We start from the raw sequence: 16,268 nt of genomic DNA on the forward strand, positions 1-16,268 counted from the left end.
CCTTTGGATTGGTATTTGCTTAATGAATGATAGTTAACATTAAAAATAAACTATTATGGCATTAAACATTATTGAACTAATTAAAGGGCAATTAGGTCCTGCCTTAGTCTCGCAAGCTGCCACGCAGCTGGGCGAAAGCGAATCTGGAATTTCAAAAGCAATCTCGGGTTTAATTCCTTCTGTTATTGGAGGAATGGCAAACCATGCGGACGATTCGAGCGTACTTGATTCCATTACCGGAGCTTCAAGCGAAGGTCTTCTTGGCAATTTGTTAGGAGGATCCACTGGAAATTCTCTTGTGAGTTCTGTGCTACAAAAAATCTTTGGAGAAAAAGTAGGAGGTCTTATTAATTCCATTGCAGGTTTTGCAGGTATTAGTAACGGTTCGGCAAGTTCGCTACTGAATATGGTGACGGGAGCCTCCTTAGGATCTATTGGAAAATACGCAGCCGATCAAAATCTGGATGCGAGCGGAATTTCTTCTTTATTAAAAGACCAAAAAGGAATTGTTTCCTCTTTGCTTCCTGCGGGTCTTTCCCTTGCGTCTCTTGGACTAGGCGATTCCATTGTTCCGGATCCTAGCACCCCTGTGAATCCTGTGCCCCCGATATCACCCGTGGATACAACGACTCCAAAAGTCGATGTGCATAGAGCAGGAGCTACGCATGTGAAAGCAGAGCCGAAAAAAGAATCCAGTTCCGTTTTAAAATGGTTACTTCCTTTGCTGCTACTACTAGCTGCAGGGTATTTCCTTTTCAAACAATGCGATAACAAGCAGACTCAAACCACGATGACCGAGACGGATTCCCTTATGGTAGATGAAGATACCATGACTCTTGTGACGGACTCTTTAGCGACTACGCCTATGGATAGAGAAGCAACAAGCGTCATGCTTCCAGACGGAAAAACTCTGAATGCGTACAAAGGAGGAATTGAAGACCAAGTGGTTCAGTTTTTAAATTCATCGGACTACGCTTCGCTTAGCGATGACGATTTAAAAGACCGTTGGTTTAATTTTGACAACTTGAATTTTGAATTTGGAACGACGACTTTAACTCCGGAATCTCAAATGCAGTTAGACAACTTAAAAGCAATCCTTGCAGCGTATCCGGCTTCCAAAATTAAGATTGGTGCGTATACCGATAAAAAAGGAGACGATGCTTTGAATAAAAAGCTTTCTCAGGATCGTGCGAATGCTGTGAAAACAGCTCTTGCTTCTGCGCAAGTGGTAGAAGCGGAAGGATACGGGGAGGAATTTGCCGTCGTGTCTGAATCCGCAACGGATCAGGAAAGAGAATCGGATCGTAAAACGGCGATTCGTTTTGTAAAGTAACTTTAATAGGCCCTAGGGCACACTATATTCATCGATTCCGAAAATCTTACTTGATTTTCGGAATCGTTTTGTTTAAGAAGACTGGGTGCACACACGAATTTATTTTAGAAAGGACTTGTTTATTAGATGACAATTCTTATTTTTGTTAGATTATTCTAACAAATTAAAAATGTCTAACAATTCCTCCGGATGGAGACGTTCTCGAAACCAAAATTCCTTGTCCGAATCGTTTGCTTCTGTGTCCATTCCAAAGGATGCCGGGTTTTGGCGCAAGCTACTTGCCTTCATGGGTCCAGGACTCATGATTGCCGTCGGATATATGGATCCCGGGAATTGGGCAACGGACATTGCAGGAGGCGCCCAGTTTGGGTATACGCTGCTTTCGGTTATTTTAATTTCAAATCTATTTGCCATTGTTTTGCAGCATCTTTCTTTAAAATTGGGGATTGCAGCAGAGCGTGATTTAGCGCAGGCTTGTCGGGATCATTATTCCCCTGGGGTGAATTTTGTGCTTTGGCTTTTTTGTGAGATTGCAATTGCGGCCATGGATCTGGCCGAAGTGATTGGAACGGCCATTGCTCTGAATTTACTTTTTGGAATCCCTCTTACGTGGGGAGTGGCCATTACCATTGTGGATGTCTTTGTGATTTTGCTTTTGCAATCGCGTGGATTTAGAAGGCTAGAGAGTCTCGTAGGAGGACTTATTTTTATTATTTTGATTTGTTTTGCCTATCAGATTGTTGTTTCTCAGCCTGAGATCTATCCGATTTTAAGTGGACTCGTTCCCCAGAAAGAAGTGGTTACAAATCCCTCTATGCTTTACATTGCGATCGGGATATTAGGCGCAACGGTCATGCCCCACAATCTCTATTTGCATAGTAGTATTGTACAAACCAGGGCCTACGAACGCTCTGTACCCGGAAAGAAGGAAGCGATTAAGTTTGCCACCATTGACAGCACGTTATCCCTTGGGCTTGCTTTCTTAATCAACGCAGCCATCCTTATTGTGGCCGCCGCTACGTTTCATACAACCGGAAATCATGACATTGCCGACATTCACGATGCTCATCGAATGCTAGAACCCCTTTTAGGAACCTCTCTTGCCAGCATAGCCTTTGCCATTGCACTGCTTGCCTCTGGGCAAAATTCAACGCTCACAGGAACTTTGGCCGGGCAAATTGTAATGGAAGGTTTTTTAGATCTAAAACTAAAACCTTGGCTTCGTCGCTTAATTACGAGACTTATTGCCGTCATACCCGCTTTTGTAGTGACAATCTTGTACGGAGAAAAGGGAACGACAGAGCTGCTTATCTTTAGCCAGGTGATTCTCTCTATGCAACTTAGTTTTGCTGTGGTTCCGCTCGTACTCTTTACAAGCTCAAAGAAAAAAATGGGAAGTTTTGTGAACTCCTCTCTAATGAAAGTCATCGTTTGGATCATTACGGTTATTATTGTGGTGTTAAATCTCTATTTACTCTACACGGAAATTCTTACCTAATCTGTCGAGAGGGCACAATAAATCGGACAAAATTTCCATTTCTTGGTTTTGGCAGTGAATTTGAGTGGACACTCGTAGTTAATTTTATATTATGTCAGAAAACAACGATAAGCAAGAAGAAATTTTAAGCGATGCGCAGGAGGCTACGAATGAGTCTGAAACTTTAAACACAGAGGCACAGATTCCCGTAGAGGAAAAAGAATCGACCGAAGCTCTTTTATTGCAGGAGAAGGACCGTTATGTCCGCCTGTTTGCCGAATTCGAAAACTATAAGAAAAGAACGGCTAAAGAAAAAATGGAGTTTTTCCAGTTTGCAAACCAAGATCTTATGAGCTCCATGCTGGGCGTGTTGGACGATTTTGAAAGAGCCCTAAAGGAAATCGCGAAGACGGAGCAAAAAGAGGATTTAAAAGGAGTCGAACTCATTTACCAAAAATTGAAATCGAAACTTACAGAAAAGGGTCTGAAAACCATTGAAGTAAATCCAGGCGATACGTTCAATGTGGATTTCCACGAAGCGATTACCCAAATTCCAGCTCCTTCCGAGGATTTGAAAGGAAAGATTGTGGATGTCGTGGAAACAGGCTATACCCTGTACGACAAAGTGATTCGTTTTGCGAAAGTAGTCACTGGAAACTAACTTTTTACCTAAAATCCTTTACGTGCCTTTAAAGGCCTTTTCCCATTTAAATTATTATGTCAAAACGAGATTATTACGAAGTTCTGGGCATCTCCAAAAGTGCGAGTCCCGAGGAAATTAAAAAAGCCTACCGTAAAATGGCCATTCAGTTCCATCCGGACAAGAACCCAGGAGACAAACAGGCCGAAGAAAACTTTAAAGAAGCAGCAGAAGCGTACGAAGTACTTAGCGATCCGCAGAAGAAAGCACGCTACGACCAGTACGGCCATGCCGGAATGAGCGGCGCCGGAGGTGGATTCGGTGGCGGTGGATTCGGCGGAGGTATGAGTATGGAGGATATCTTCTCTCAATTCGGCGATATTTTTGGGGGAGGATTCTCTGGATTTGGAGGCGGCGGCTCCGGGCGCGCGCAGCAATCAAGAGGCTCCAATCTTCGTGTACGTTTGAAGCTTAATTTGCAGGAGATGGTGGAGGGAACTCAAAAAACCATCAAAGTCAAAAAAATGAAGGCCGCTCCGGGAGCGACTGCTAAAACCTGTCCTACCTGTCATGGGTCAGGAGCGCAAGTAAAAGTCATGAATACCATGTTTGGTCAAATGCAAACGCAGACCACTTGTGGAACGTGTGGAGGACTTGGGAAAGTAGCCGATAAAATTCCAGCAGGAGCAAACGAGCACGGACTTATTCGTGAGGACGAAGAAGTAACGATCAACATTCCCGCAGGAGCAAGAGAAGGAATTCAACTCAATGTAAGAGGCAAAGGAAACGATGCTCCTTTTGGAGGAACGCCAGGGGACCTTTTGGTCGTGGTGGAAGAAGAGGTGGACAAAACGATCAAAAGGGAAGGGGATAACCTTCACCAAGAATTGTATATATCTTTTGCAGAAGCAGCATTAGGAACTTCAAAAGAAGTTTCTACTGTGGGAGGACTTGTCAAAATTAAAGTAGATCCAGGAACCCAAAGCGGCAAGATTTTAAGACTTGCTGGAAAAGGACTGCCGAGCATTGACAGTTACGGAAAAGGCGACATGTTCGTACACATTAATGTATGGACGCCTCAGAACTTAACCCCAGGACAAAAAGACTTTTTCGAGCAACAACTCGAAAGTGGAGAAATGGTGGCAGAGCCTTCTGGAAAGGAAAAGTCATTTTTTGACAAAGTAAAAGACCTATTTAGTTGAAGAGCGATTAAATCCTGGTTTGACAGGTTTTTTTCTTGAAACTATAAAAAGCAAATCGGGCTATCCAAATGGATAGCCCGATTCTTTGCTTGAAAGTCGCGTCTTTCTCGCTTATTTTTTAGGTTCTGCCTTACGCTCTAGTACTTCGTCAACCATTCCGTATTCTTTCGCCTCGCTAGAGGTCATCCAGTAATCACGGTCAGAAGATTTCTCAACCCATTCGTAGGTTTGTCCTGAGTGCGAAGAAATAATCTCATAGAGTTCTTTCTTCAATTTAAGCATTTCACGAAGGTTGATTTCCATGTCGGAAGCCACTCCTTGAGCACCCCCCGAAGGCTGGTGAATCATCACACGTGAGTGCTTAAGAGCTGAACGTTTGCCTTCTTGTCCTGCCACGAGAAGAACCGCGCCCATACTGGCTGCAATTCCGGTACAGATGGTGGCCACGTCCGGTTTAATGATTTGCATGGTGTCGTAAATCCCTAGACCTGCATACACGCTTCCTCCAGGAGAATTGATGTAAATTTGAATGTCTTTGTTAGGATCCGAACTTTCTAAGAATAACAACTGAGCCGTGACTATATTGGCTACTTGGTCGTCAATTCCTGTTCCTAAAAAGATGATGCGGTCCATCATAAGTCTTGAGAATACATCCATCTGAGCCACATTTAAGCGTCTTTCCTCCATAATATAAGGAGTAAGGTTTGTAGGGCCGTAATGATTCATGTACTGGTCTGTCGCAAGTCCACTGTTTCCTAGGTGTTTGACAGAAAAATCTCTAAAATCGTCTTTAATATTCATATGTAAGTTCTTTCTATGGGTTCTTATCTTCTCTACTGTTCAAAATGTGTTCCTAACTAAAAATTAGCCATTATGTCACATGATTCGGTGTAGCTCCTGGTCCATTTGGATTTTAAGCTGGTTGAGTCGAATGATCTTCGTGTAAATTTTATCCGCGTCTTCGCCCGTTTCTAGTTCTTTTTTTAGTTCCTCGATTAAATGCAGCACGTAGGTTCTCTTGTGACGAATTAAAACCTGCTCCACAATTTGGGGCACGAGTTCGTATTCTTGGTCAAAGTAAATGTTGTGCTTTCCCCAATCGCTGTTTTCGTACGGGGTTAAAAGAGCATCGGCTGCCTTTTGATTCAGTTCTTGGTCCATCAGGGTAAGGAAAAAGCCTCCGGTTCGAATTTGCGCATTTTCAAGACCCTCGAGGATGGCATTAAAAATCTTCGTGTTTAAACTAGAGCGCATTTCATAGCCGTCTTGTTGAAAATGAGACACAATTTCTTCCAGCACTGTAATCTCATATTCGTTCTGCTCCTGATCCTTTCGAGTAAGAACTTTTTCTCCGTATTTGAATAGAAGCTCAAAAAGCTTTTCTTCCAAAAGGAGCATAGGATCGATCGATTGGAAATCAGGCTGAGAGATTTCAAGGGTGGGTACCGGGCGCGCTTCTCTGGGTCTGGGTTTCTCGTTTTTTACAACCTGCTTTTGAAGACTAAGTTCATTAAAGAGGTTTTGAGGGGAGAGCGAAAACCGATCTGCCACTTCTTTTAGATAGATTTCTTGCTGTAGCGGGTTCTCAACATAGCCGATCGAGCGAACAATGTCCGTGATGGACTCCGCCTTTTTAATGGGATCGGTGCCAATGTCCTTTAAGAGGACTTCTGCTTTAAAGTTTATGAAATCCTGTGCCTCGTTTTGAATAAAGCTCTCGACGTACTCTCTTTCATGCGCTTTGGCAAACGAGTCCGGATCGTGCCCATCGGGGAAAAGTAGGATTCGGATGTTCATGCCTTGGGCTAGGAGAAGATCAATGCTTCTAAAACTCGCACGAATCCCTGCGGCATCCCCGTCAAATAAGATGGTGACGTTTTGAGTGAGTCGTTTGATGAGCTTAATTTGAGCCGTAGTGAGGGCGGTTCCCGAACTGGAAACCACATGTTCGATGCCGGCTTGATGCAGGGCAATGACATCCATATAGCCCTCCACGAGAAGACAAAGATTCTGCTTGGAAATGGCCTGCTTGCTTTGGTTAAGCCCGTAGAGCACATCACTTTTATGGTAAATCCCCGTTTCTGGTGAGTTGAGGTATTTGGCCGTTTTTATGTGGTTCTTTAGAATACGGGCTCCAAAACCTAGTACACGTCCTGAGAAACTATGGATTGGAAAAATCACGCGGTCCCGAAATCGATCGACTCCTGTAGGCGCATTGGAAGGAAAGACGGAAAGTCCTGAGCTTTCCAATAGCTCCTTGGAATAGCCTTTGTCTAAAGCATACTCTGTAAACTCATCTTTCTTTTCAGGTGAGTAACCCAATTGAAATTTTTCAATTAATTCTTTTTTGATCTGCCTTTCTTTGAAGTAGGCCAGTCCAATGCTTTGCCCTTCCTCGGTTTCAAAAAGCTGGTCTTTGAAAAAGTCCGCCGCAATTTCATGAATTTTATAGAGAAGTTCTTTCTCGTCTTGCGCCGCTAATTCTTCAGGTGTTTTTTGGACCAACGTTTCTTCGATCTGAATTCCGTATTTCTTGGCTGCAAAGCGAAGGGCTTCGGGGTAGGTGAAGTTTTCAATTTCCATTAAAAAGGAAATGGCGCTTCCTCCTTTTCCTGTAGAAAAGTCTTTCCAAATTTGTTTGGAAGGAGAAACCACAAAAGATGCGGTCTTCTCGTCCTTGAAAGGACTAAGACCCTTAAGGTTGGATCCGGCGCGCTTAAGCACGACGTATTCGCCTATGATTTCTTCCACCCGAATGGCCGAAAAAATAGCATCAATTGTTTTTTGCGAGATCATTTTGTAAAAATAAGTAAATGTCTTTAAATGCGCATCAAAGCCGGCGCGAAATTAGATGCTTGTTTTGGCTTTGGGGAATCTAGGCAAAAATTAAGAGGGTTTGTTTATCTTTGCGGCATGAAAACGGTACAGATTCAAGCGAATGATTTTTTTGAACTTTTAAAATCCAGAGACACTTCCATGTGGAGTGTTTTCGCCCAAATGATTGACGGCGAGGCAAAGGAACTTGTCTTTTTAAATGAAAATAAGGAAGTTCTGTTCTCTTATCAGCTTCCTACCACCAAAGAGCAACTGGACCTCGACCAGAAGCAGTTTGCTCAGGAATACGCAAAAAAACTATCGGAGAGAAATTAAGGCTTCTGCGAGTTTTGCTCCGTAAGAAATGCAGAAAGTGTCTTTTTGGCACTCCCCACATCGTGCACACGCAGAATTTTTGCTCCTTGTCTTAAAACACGTAAATGCAGCTCTTGCGTTTTTTCATCTACTTCTAAATCGAGAGGCATTTTGTTTAACGGTTTATAAATAAAAGATTTTCGAGAAATTCCAATGAGTAGCGGGTAGTTTCCAAACCCTAGAATACCCACCTCTCCAATCAACCTTTCTTGATCGTCTTGGGTTTTTCCAAATCCAAAACCCGGATCTAGAATAAGATCCTTAACCCCCATCTGTGTTAAAAGTCTAGCCTTGTTTAGTAAGAACTGGTTTACGGTCGTGGTGATTTGCGGATCCGGATGCTTTTCATGCATGGACTCGTAAGTGGGATTTACATGCATTAAAATATACGGCACTTGTAAATCCGCTACGGTCTCAAATAACGTAGAATCGTACTGGCCCGCTGAAATGTCATTCGCGATATCCATTCCTTGGTCAAAAGAGTAGCGAAGTGTGTCCGACCAAAAAGAATCCACGGAAATGAGCACCTCAGGATATTCTTTTTTTAGAATGGAAATAAGAGTTCCAAGTCTTTCTATTTCCTGCGCTGCAGACAAAAAAGTTGCGCCCGGTCTCGTGGACTGGGGACCTAAATCCAAAATATCCGCTCCTTGTGAGACCAATAGTTCTGCCTGCGCTAGGGCCGCCTTTTGGGTCTGGAATTTACCGGAATCAGAAAAAGAATCCGGGGTCACATTTAAGATTCCCATGAGCTTAGGCGTTTCAAGGGAGATGAGACGTCCGTGGCAATTCAGAGAGAAGCTACTTTGAGAAGGGCAGGATTGGATTTTTGTCATAACGCAAAAATAGCAAAAATAGACAGACAAAAGGGGCCTACACTCTTCCATAGGTTTCTCAAAATTCAGTATCTTTGAACCTTAAGCTTATCTATGATCAAGACCTCAAATGAATTTGACATTGCCCTTAAGCAGTGTCGGGATGTATTTCACTCTAAAATGAAGGATTACGGCACCGCCTGGCGAGTGCTGAGACCGAGTTCCATTACAGACCAGATTTACATTAAGATAAACCGCATCCGTACGCTCCAACTAACCGATGAAAAAAAGGTAGACGAGAGCGAGATCGACGGATTCATTGCGATTGTCAATTATAGTATTATTGGACTGATCCAACTTCAAAAAGGAATATCCGATGAACTGGCTGCGGAGCCCGACGAAGTGAGCGAATTATACGATCAATTTGCAGCAAGCGCCAAATCGCTAATGGAAAATAAGAACCACGATTATGGAGAAGCTTGGAGAGATATGCGAATTTCGTCCATGACGGATCTTATCTACCAAAAAGTTCTACGCACGAAACAAATCGAAGACAATGGCGGCAAAACCCACGTATCTGAAGGGCTAGATGCCAATTATTACGATATGCTTAATTATGCTGTGTTTTGTCTCATTAAACTTTCTCCTTCCCATTAAAACGAAAACTCTATGTTTCTAAAATCTTTTCTTAGAATTCTGATTGCCCTTATCTTCCTGGTTTCGGGTTTTGTTAAAGCCGTGGACCCGGTAGGATTCTCCTTCAAACTTGAAGAATATTTTTCTCCGGCCGTCTTTAATTTGCCGTTTTTCGAGTCGTACGCCTTGGTGCTTTCCATTTTGGTGGTGGCGCTAGAACTGCTTCTGGGTCTAGCTCTTCTGATCGGGCTTCGCTTAAGACAGACGCTACTCATTTTAATTGCACTCTGCGTCTTTTTTGCCTTTCTTACATTCTATTCCGCTTATTTTAATGTGGTAACCGATTGTGGCTGCTTTGGAGATGCGCTCAAATTAGAGCCTTGGCAAAGTTTCTGGAAGGATATAATTCTGCTTGCGGGTCTGCTTGTGCTTTGGAAAGGCTATTCTACACAGCATTCTACAAAAGGAAGCGAAAAATGGAAATGGATTGCGATGGGTGCGGGCCTTCTATGCACCGTCTTTATTGTTTGCATTGGAATTAAAAGCGAACCTTTAATTGATTTTAGAGATTATAAAGTGGGTACGGATCTTAAGGCCGAGAAACGGAAGCTAACAGAGAGCCCTGCGCAATATCAAACTGTGTATGCTTTAAAGAACACGAAAACAGGAGAAGAAAAAGAAGTTTCTCAGGACGCTTACATCGCAGATGCGGCCTATTGGAGCGAGGGCTCCGTATGGGAAATCCAAAAAGACGCGACAAGGCAAGAGCTTGTCAAAAAAGGCTATGAGTCTGAGGTGCTTAAATTTAGAATTGAAAACAAAAAAGGAGAGGATATTACCCCTTCCATTTTAGAGGCAGAACATGTGGTGCTTTTGTTTTCTTATGCTCCACAGGATTTATCACCACAAACCTTGAAAAAGGCGCAAGACTTAGTTCGGGGTCATCCTTTAGTGTATGGCGTTTCCACTTCTCTTCAGACCTTTTCCGATCTTGAAAATACAACCATGGACCCTACAGCCATGAAAACCATCGCACGTAGCAACCCGTTTGTCCTTGTGCTACACAAAGGAAAAATTGTGGTGAAAAAACCAATTGATGAATATCCGAACTAAGCCCGAATCTAAAAATAAATAACACTATGCAAAAATCAAATAAATCCATCGCCGGATACCATCTTTTAATGATTTTGTCCTCGGTCGATAATGAATTCTCTCCAGAGGAGGGACTTAAAATTCAGGAATATCTTGCGGAAGAATTTCCATTTCGAATCAACCTTGACAATGAGATCGATGCCATTGCTCGCCTTAAACCTGAGGAGTGGAAAGATCATTTTGAGTTTCATGCTCGCTGTTTTCTAGAGGACTCCGTGCTGCAAGAGAGAAAAGGATTTTTGCAATTTGCAAAGAATTTAATTAAGGCCGATGAGCAGGTGAGTCCTGATGAGCATCGTTTCTACTTATTATTAAAAGCGCTCTGGAACGCTTAACTTAAATCTTAAACTATGAAAAAACCATTAATTTTCTCCGGAATAATTCTTTGTGCTATGACAAATGCTCAACAATGGCCGGCTATTTCGCCCCCAATCGCAGAGACTCAATCTCATGTAAGAACCATCCATGGGGATACTGTAGAGGATCCTTATTATTGGATGATTGATTATTTTAAGAAAGGTAAAGACTCTCAAAAAGTGGTAGACTATCTGACTGCAGAAAACACCTATTGGGAGGCGATGATGAAGGACACAGAGCCTCTTCGTGAATCCCTTTATAAGGAGATGCGCGCCAAGATTAAAGAGCAGGACGAGTCTGTACCTGTTTTTAAAAATGGATATTATTACTATACGCGCACCGATCAAGGTAAGCAGTACTTTAAATACGCAAGAAAGAAAGGTTCTTTGGAGGCCAAAGAAGAACTCCTTCTTGACGTAGACAAAATGGCGGAAGGCAAAGCCTATTATTCCGCCTCTGGATTTTCCATCTCACCGGACAATTCAAAAATGATCTTTGGGGTAGACGACGTGTCTAGAAGACAATACGAACTCTACATTAAGGATTTAAAAACCGGAGAAATTAAAAGCTTAGGAATTAAAAATACCACAGGTCGTGCCACTTGGGCAAACGACAACCAAACGATCTTTTACACGGCGAAGAACCCAGAGACTCTCTTGTCCGAAAAAATCATGCGTCACACGCTTGGAACGCCTTCTAGCAAGGACCAGGTTGTGTATCTAGAAAAGGACAATACAAACTATATTGGACAGTATAAGAGTAAAAACGAAAAGTACATCTTAATTAGTTCCTCTGCGACGACTTCGTCTGAAGTTTGGTATCTAGATGCAGACAAACCACTGGAGCCTTTTAAAGTCTTTCAACCCAGATTAGAAGATGTTTTGTACGACGTGACTGCCCTCGAGGATCGTTTTTTAATTACGACCAATAAGGATGCGCTTAATTTCAAAATAATGGAAACGCCTTTGAATGCAACCGGCGTTTCGAATTGGAAAGATTACATTGGACATAGAGACGAGGTCTTGATTGAAGGGATTGATGAGTTTAAGAACTATCTGATCGTGCAAGAACGTCAAAATGGACTTACGCAGCTCATTATTCACAACCGCAAAACAGGGAAGAAAGAAGCGCTTAAGTTTGATGAACCTGCCTATACCTTGAGTGCTTCCTCCAATCCAGAATACAATACGGATCAGTTCCGTTTTGGCTTTACCTCCATGGTGACTCCTTCGTCTCAATTTGAACAAAATTTAGCCACGGGGAAACGAGTGCTACTAAAACAACAAGAAGTTCTAGGAGGCTATGATAAATCGAATTATGTGACGGAAAGAATCTTTGCACCGTCTCGCGACGGCGTAATGATTCCTATGTCGATTGTGTATAAAAAAGGAATGAAGAAGGACGGTCAGAATCCACTTCTTCTTTATGCCTATGGGTCGTACGGGAATTCCATGAACGCTTCTTTCTCCACCACGAGACTTTCACTTTTAGATAGAGGATTCGTGTACGTTCTTACGCACATTCGCGGAGGACAAGAAATGGGAAGACAGTGGTATGAGGACGGAAAAATGATGAAGAAAATCAACACCTTCACGGATTTTATCGACTCGGCTAAACATCTTGTGAAAGAGAAGTATACTTCTCCTAAGCACATGTATGCTCAGGGAGGCTCTGCAGGTGGACTGTTAGTAGGAGCTGTGGTGAACATGGAGCCCGAACTCTTTAATGGAGTTATTGCTCAGGTTCCTTTTGTTGACGTAGTGAATACCATGCTGGATGAATCGATTCCGTTAACCACGAACGAATACGACGAATGGGGAAATCCAAACGACAAAGCGGCATACGAGTATATGAAATCCTACTCTCCGTACGAAAACGTAGAGAAGAAAAAATATCCGAATTTGCTTGTGACCACAGGACTTCACGATTCCCAGGTGCAATACTTTGAACCTGCAAAATGGACCGCAAGACTACGCGCACTAAAAACAGATAAGAATGTTCTTCTTCTAAAAACCGATATGGCCTACGGTCATGGAGGCGCTTCCGGTCGTTTTGATTACTTGAAAGACCTAGCCTTAGTGTATGCGTTTATGTTTAAATTAGAAGGAATTACAAAATAAAACAAAGGGATTTATGAGAAAAAAGATTGTCGCAGGAAACTGGAAAATGAATAAAGATTACGTGGGAGCGCAGCAGCTTCTTACGCAATTGCTAAGTTATACCTCGAACCATACGCTTCCCTGTGAAGTCCATATCGCCCCGCCATCGCTTTATGCAATGATGGCTAAGGATGTCTTAGACCATGGCAAAGTGAAGGTTCTGACTCAGGATGTAAGTGAACATCAAGAGGGCGCCTACACAGGGGAAGTTTCTGTTGAAATGCTAAAATCTGTAGGAGTAGAAGGCTCATTGGTAGGGCATTCTGAGCGTCGTCAGTACCATGGAGAAACCGATTCTCACTGCGCGGTAAAAGTGAAAAAGCTTTTAGACGCAGGTCTTTTGCCTATCTACTGCAACGGAGAAACCCTTGAGCAGAGAAAAGCAGGTCAGCATCTTGAGGTGGTGAAGAATCAAACGCAGGTCGCTCTATTTGGACTCTCTGCCGAGGAGGTTCAAAAAGTAGTGATTGCGTATGAACCGGTTTGGGCCATTGGAACGGGCGAAACCGCTAGCCCTGAACAGGCACAAGAAATCCATGCTCACATTCGTCAAATCCTAGCGAGTAAATACGGGGAAGAGGTCGCTCAATCGATCTCTATTCTCTACGGTGGATCCGTGAAACCGGACAATGCAAAAGAGATTTTTTCTCAACCGGACATTGACGGAGGACTCATTGGAGGTGCAGCCCTTAAAATCGATGATTTTTCAAAAATAATTGAAGCCTTTGCTTAAAGGTAAAGAAAACCCCCTTTTTAAAATCCATAAGGTCTGAGAAATCAGGCCTTATTTTTATTATCTTTGCCCCATGGAAACGTACTTAGAATTTGACTTCAAAATAGCCCCTTTAAAGCCTTGGGATGAAATCCTAATGGCTCATTTGATCGAACTGAACTTTGATAGTTTTACCGAGAATGACGAGGGAATTTTAGCGTATGTTCCTAAGGATTTATGGGAGGAAGAGGAACTCAATGCTCATTTTTTGCTCTCAAGTCCTGAGGTTTCCATTACGTATACGTACCGTGAAATGCCCAATATCAATTGGAACGAAGAATGGGAAAAGAACTTTGAGCCCATTGAAATTGCGGACCAAGTTTTAATCCGCGCAGAGTTTCACGCTTCGAAACCTGGAATGCATGAAATCGTAATCCAACCCAAAATGTCCTTTGGAACTGGACATCACCCAACAACCCATTTAATGATACAGCAGATGCTTACGCTCGATTTTAAGGGCAAAAGCGTTTTAGACATGGGATGTGGAACTTCTGTTCTTGCTATTTTTGCCAAGCAGCAGGGTGCGAAAAGAGTTGTGGCCATCGACATTGATGAGTGGTCTGTGGAAAATTCAAAAGAAAATGCGGCGCGCAACGGCGTGGAGTTAGAAATTTCTCAAGGCACAGCCGATAATTTAGGAAGTGAATCCTTTGATGTTATTTTAGCCAACATCAACCGCAATATTTTAATCTCTGACATTCCGGCGTATGTGAAGGTCCTAAATAAAGGTGGAATCCTTCTTCTTTCCGGTCTTTGCTTCTTTGATGTTTCGGACATTATGGAAGTCTGTGAACAGTCTGGCCTTACCTTGCTTGAGAAAGAGCAGCGTGAAGAGTGGATGACGCTTCGCTTAGAGAAAAAATAAAAATTCGGATTAGAAATCAGATTAAAAGACGCTTAGTGCGTCTTTTTTCTTGTCTTTTAATTCTTTTCCAAGTGTTTGTTTTTCTCTTCAATCCAGCGGCTAAGGTATTTGGTGCTTTGCATCGTGTGGTGCTGAAGTAGGCGAGACAAATAGTTCTTTTCACGATGAGAAGTTAGGTTCTCGAGTTGTTGTTGAACTCTAGTGGCAAAGGAAGATTGAAAAATGTCCCTTTCAAACTTTGAGCTAAGGATTTTGTCACCTGTTTGCTGCGAAGTCGTCCATACCGCGCTGTTCGTATAGAGTAAAATCGATTGAGTAACGAAGTCTTTTGGTGAGTCTGTAATAAACCCATTCCATTCCCCGTCTTTTTGAATTCCCTCAGCTCCGATTGGAGAAGTGACACTGGGAAGTCCATGGCTCATGGCATCAAGTAGTTTCCCCTTAAGTCCGGCCCCGTATGGAATGGGCGCTGCTAAAACGCGCGCTTTAAAAAGCACCTCTTTTAGGTTCTCTGCTCTACCTTTAAGTAGAAATCCCTGCGTTTCATCGTGTAAAGGCTTTAGTTTGTCTGTAGGGTAAGCTCCATAGATCAGGAGGCTTGCCTCAGGGATTTGTTTTTTGATTTCAGGCCATGCTTTCTTTAACTCGAGAACCGTGTGGTAGTTGGGTGGGTGTAAAAAATTCCCGATGGAAATGAAATCTTGTCTTTCGTGAAACCCAGGGGAGTTTGCCTCTTTTTGTGCGAACAAAGGCAAGTAGCAGAGCAGGCTAGGGTCGACTTGAAATTGGCTAGTCAGAAGCTCAAATTCGACTTTAGAAATGACCAGCGAAAGATCGCATCGTAAAATTGAGGCCATTTCTCGAAAAAACACATCGCTTTGCAAATCAGAATCGCTCAGGCTCTCTTGTTTGAGAAAAGCCTTTTCTCTTGCTTTTCGTAGAAAGTGCAAGTCCTCGGTATCCAACAGGGTTAATGCGTTAGGCACAAACTTATGGACTCGCCAACCAAACTGCTCTTCAACCATAAAGCGATCAAACAGAACCACGCTCGGATTTAATTCTTGCAACAGCTCGTCAAAAGCGGAGTCGTTGATTTTGACTTGAATTTCCTGAATTCCCAAGGCCTTTAAATCTTGGCTGTACTCGCTTTTTGCGGCGGTGTACAGAAAGGAGATTTTGTAATTTTCCTCTTGAAACAGTCCTATGAGTTGAAGCATGCGTTTTCCAGCTGCCGTAGAATTAGGTTCTGGTAGGAGGGCGGCGAGGATCACAAGGTGCTTCATGGCCCAAAAATAGGAAAATTTAGTGGGGCGAGTTCTTTCCTTCAGGGAATTTACGTGAGTGATTAATATTTTCATACCGTAATTACGATATTTTATATTGTACGTTGTACATTCTCAAAGGATTAAACTTTTAAGATCGCTGAATTTGTAAAATTATCTCTAAAGCGTTTGTGTAGTTAGAAAAAATACTTAAATTTGCACCACTAAATCAGGGAAATCATTTCCTTCTTTAGTGAAATTTAAGGGTGCGTAGCTCAGCTGGATAGAGCATCTGCCTTCTAAGCAGACGGTCCTAGGTTCGAATCCTAGCGCGCTCACAACACTAAAACGCAACATACTGGAATACAGTTTGTTGCGTTTTTCATTTAGGACCAACTGTATTGAAATT

At 42.7% G+C, this 16,268-nt stretch carries 15 protein-coding genes and 1 tRNA gene; 12 read left to right on the forward strand and 4 right to left on the reverse strand.

What is annotated here, in order from left to right:
- The first annotated feature begins 55 nt into the window (after positions 1–55).
- The 4 genes from ACX3PU_RS04440 to dnaJ all read left to right on the forward strand — a co-directional run bounded on the left by ACX3PU_RS04440 (position 56) and on the right by dnaJ (position 4,652).
- Positions 56–1,333: a DUF937 domain-containing protein gene (locus tag ACX3PU_RS04440; RefSeq protein ID WP_459083711.1), complete on the forward strand. Its 1,278-nt coding sequence runs from the start codon at positions 56–58 to the stop codon at positions 1,331–1,333.
- A 169-nt stretch (positions 1,334–1,502) separates the two neighbouring features.
- A complete protein-coding gene (locus ACX3PU_RS04445; protein ID WP_459083712.1) occupies positions 1,503–2,831 on the forward strand; it encodes an Nramp family divalent metal transporter in 1,329 nt (442 codons plus the stop codon).
- 91 nt (positions 2,832–2,922) lie between these two features.
- Positions 2,923–3,471 (forward strand): nucleotide exchange factor GrpE, encoded by a 549-nt coding sequence (locus ACX3PU_RS04450; protein ID WP_459083713.1) that lies wholly within the window; start codon positions 2,923–2,925, stop codon positions 3,469–3,471.
- Positions 3,472–3,527: 56 nt separating this feature from the next.
- On the forward strand, positions 3,528–4,652 hold the full coding sequence (gene dnaJ / locus ACX3PU_RS04455; protein WP_459083714.1) for a molecular chaperone DnaJ: 1,125 nt from the start codon (positions 3,528–3,530) through the stop codon (positions 4,650–4,652).
- 111 nt (positions 4,653–4,763) lie between these two features.
- Here the strand turns inward: dnaJ and clpP are convergent, their stop codons facing one another.
- A complete protein-coding gene (gene clpP, locus ACX3PU_RS04460; RefSeq protein WP_459083715.1) occupies positions 4,764–5,453 on the reverse strand; it encodes an ATP-dependent Clp endopeptidase proteolytic subunit ClpP in 690 nt (229 codons plus the stop codon).
- A gap of 75 nt (positions 5,454–5,528) precedes the next feature.
- Complete coding sequence (gene dnaG, locus ACX3PU_RS04465; protein WP_459083716.1) at positions 5,529–7,448, reverse strand: DNA primase; 1,920 nt, start codon at positions 7,446–7,448, stop codon at positions 5,529–5,531.
- Positions 7,449–7,475: 27 nt separating this feature from the next.
- On the opposite strand from dnaG, the gene ACX3PU_RS04470 reads away from it, so the two are divergent.
- Positions 7,476–7,802, forward strand: coding sequence for a hypothetical protein (locus tag ACX3PU_RS04470; RefSeq protein WP_459083717.1), 327 nt, complete (start codon positions 7,476–7,478; stop codon positions 7,800–7,802).
- On the opposite strand, the gene folP is transcribed toward ACX3PU_RS04470, so the two are convergent.
- Complete coding sequence (gene folP / locus ACX3PU_RS04475) at positions 7,799–8,677, reverse strand: dihydropteroate synthase (RefSeq protein ID WP_459083718.1); 879 nt, start codon at positions 8,675–8,677, stop codon at positions 7,799–7,801. The two genes, ACX3PU_RS04470 and folP, sit on opposite strands and share 4 nt — an antisense overlap.
- Positions 8,678–8,770: 93 nt before the next feature.
- On the opposite strand from folP, the gene ACX3PU_RS04480 reads away from it, so the two are divergent.
- From ACX3PU_RS04480 to prmA, 6 genes are all read left to right on the forward strand, one after another.
- Positions 8,771–9,313, forward strand: coding sequence for a DUF1599 domain-containing protein (locus tag ACX3PU_RS04480; RefSeq protein WP_459083719.1), 543 nt, complete (start codon positions 8,771–8,773; stop codon positions 9,311–9,313).
- 12 nt (positions 9,314–9,325) lie between these two features.
- Complete coding sequence (locus ACX3PU_RS04485) at positions 9,326–10,405, forward strand: BT_3928 family protein (RefSeq protein WP_459083720.1); 1,080 nt, start codon at positions 9,326–9,328, stop codon at positions 10,403–10,405.
- 26 nt (positions 10,406–10,431) lie between these two features.
- On the forward strand, positions 10,432–10,779 hold the full coding sequence (locus tag ACX3PU_RS04490; protein ID WP_459083721.1) for a tellurite resistance TerB family protein: 348 nt from the start codon (positions 10,432–10,434) through the stop codon (positions 10,777–10,779).
- A gap of 15 nt (positions 10,780–10,794) precedes the next feature.
- On the forward strand, positions 10,795–12,921 hold the full coding sequence (locus ACX3PU_RS04495; protein ID WP_459083722.1) for a S9 family peptidase: 2,127 nt from the start codon (positions 10,795–10,797) through the stop codon (positions 12,919–12,921).
- Positions 12,922–12,934: 13 nt separating this feature from the next.
- Complete coding sequence (tpiA, locus tag ACX3PU_RS04500) at positions 12,935–13,693, forward strand: triose-phosphate isomerase (RefSeq protein WP_459083723.1); 759 nt, start codon at positions 12,935–12,937, stop codon at positions 13,691–13,693.
- Positions 13,694–13,766: 73 nt separating this feature from the next.
- Positions 13,767–14,597 carry a 50S ribosomal protein L11 methyltransferase gene (prmA, locus tag ACX3PU_RS04505; protein WP_459083724.1) on the forward strand — a complete coding sequence of 277 codons (831 nt, stop codon included), beginning with the start codon at positions 13,767–13,769 and terminating at the stop codon, positions 14,595–14,597.
- Between the two features lie 56 nt (positions 14,598–14,653).
- On the opposite strand, the gene ACX3PU_RS04510 is transcribed toward prmA, so the two are convergent.
- Entirely contained in the window at positions 14,654–15,955 is a 1,302-nt protein-coding gene (locus tag ACX3PU_RS04510; RefSeq protein ID WP_459083725.1) for a glycosyltransferase, read from the reverse strand.
- 168 nt (positions 15,956–16,123) lie between these two features.
- Here ACX3PU_RS04510 and ACX3PU_RS04515 point away from each other — a divergent pair.
- Positions 16,124–16,197 (forward strand) — tRNA-Arg (locus tag ACX3PU_RS04515).
- The last annotated feature ends 71 nt before the right edge of the window (positions 16,198–16,268 follow it).

The sequence above is a fragment of the Chryseobacterium sp. A301 genome (assembly GCF_054489425.1).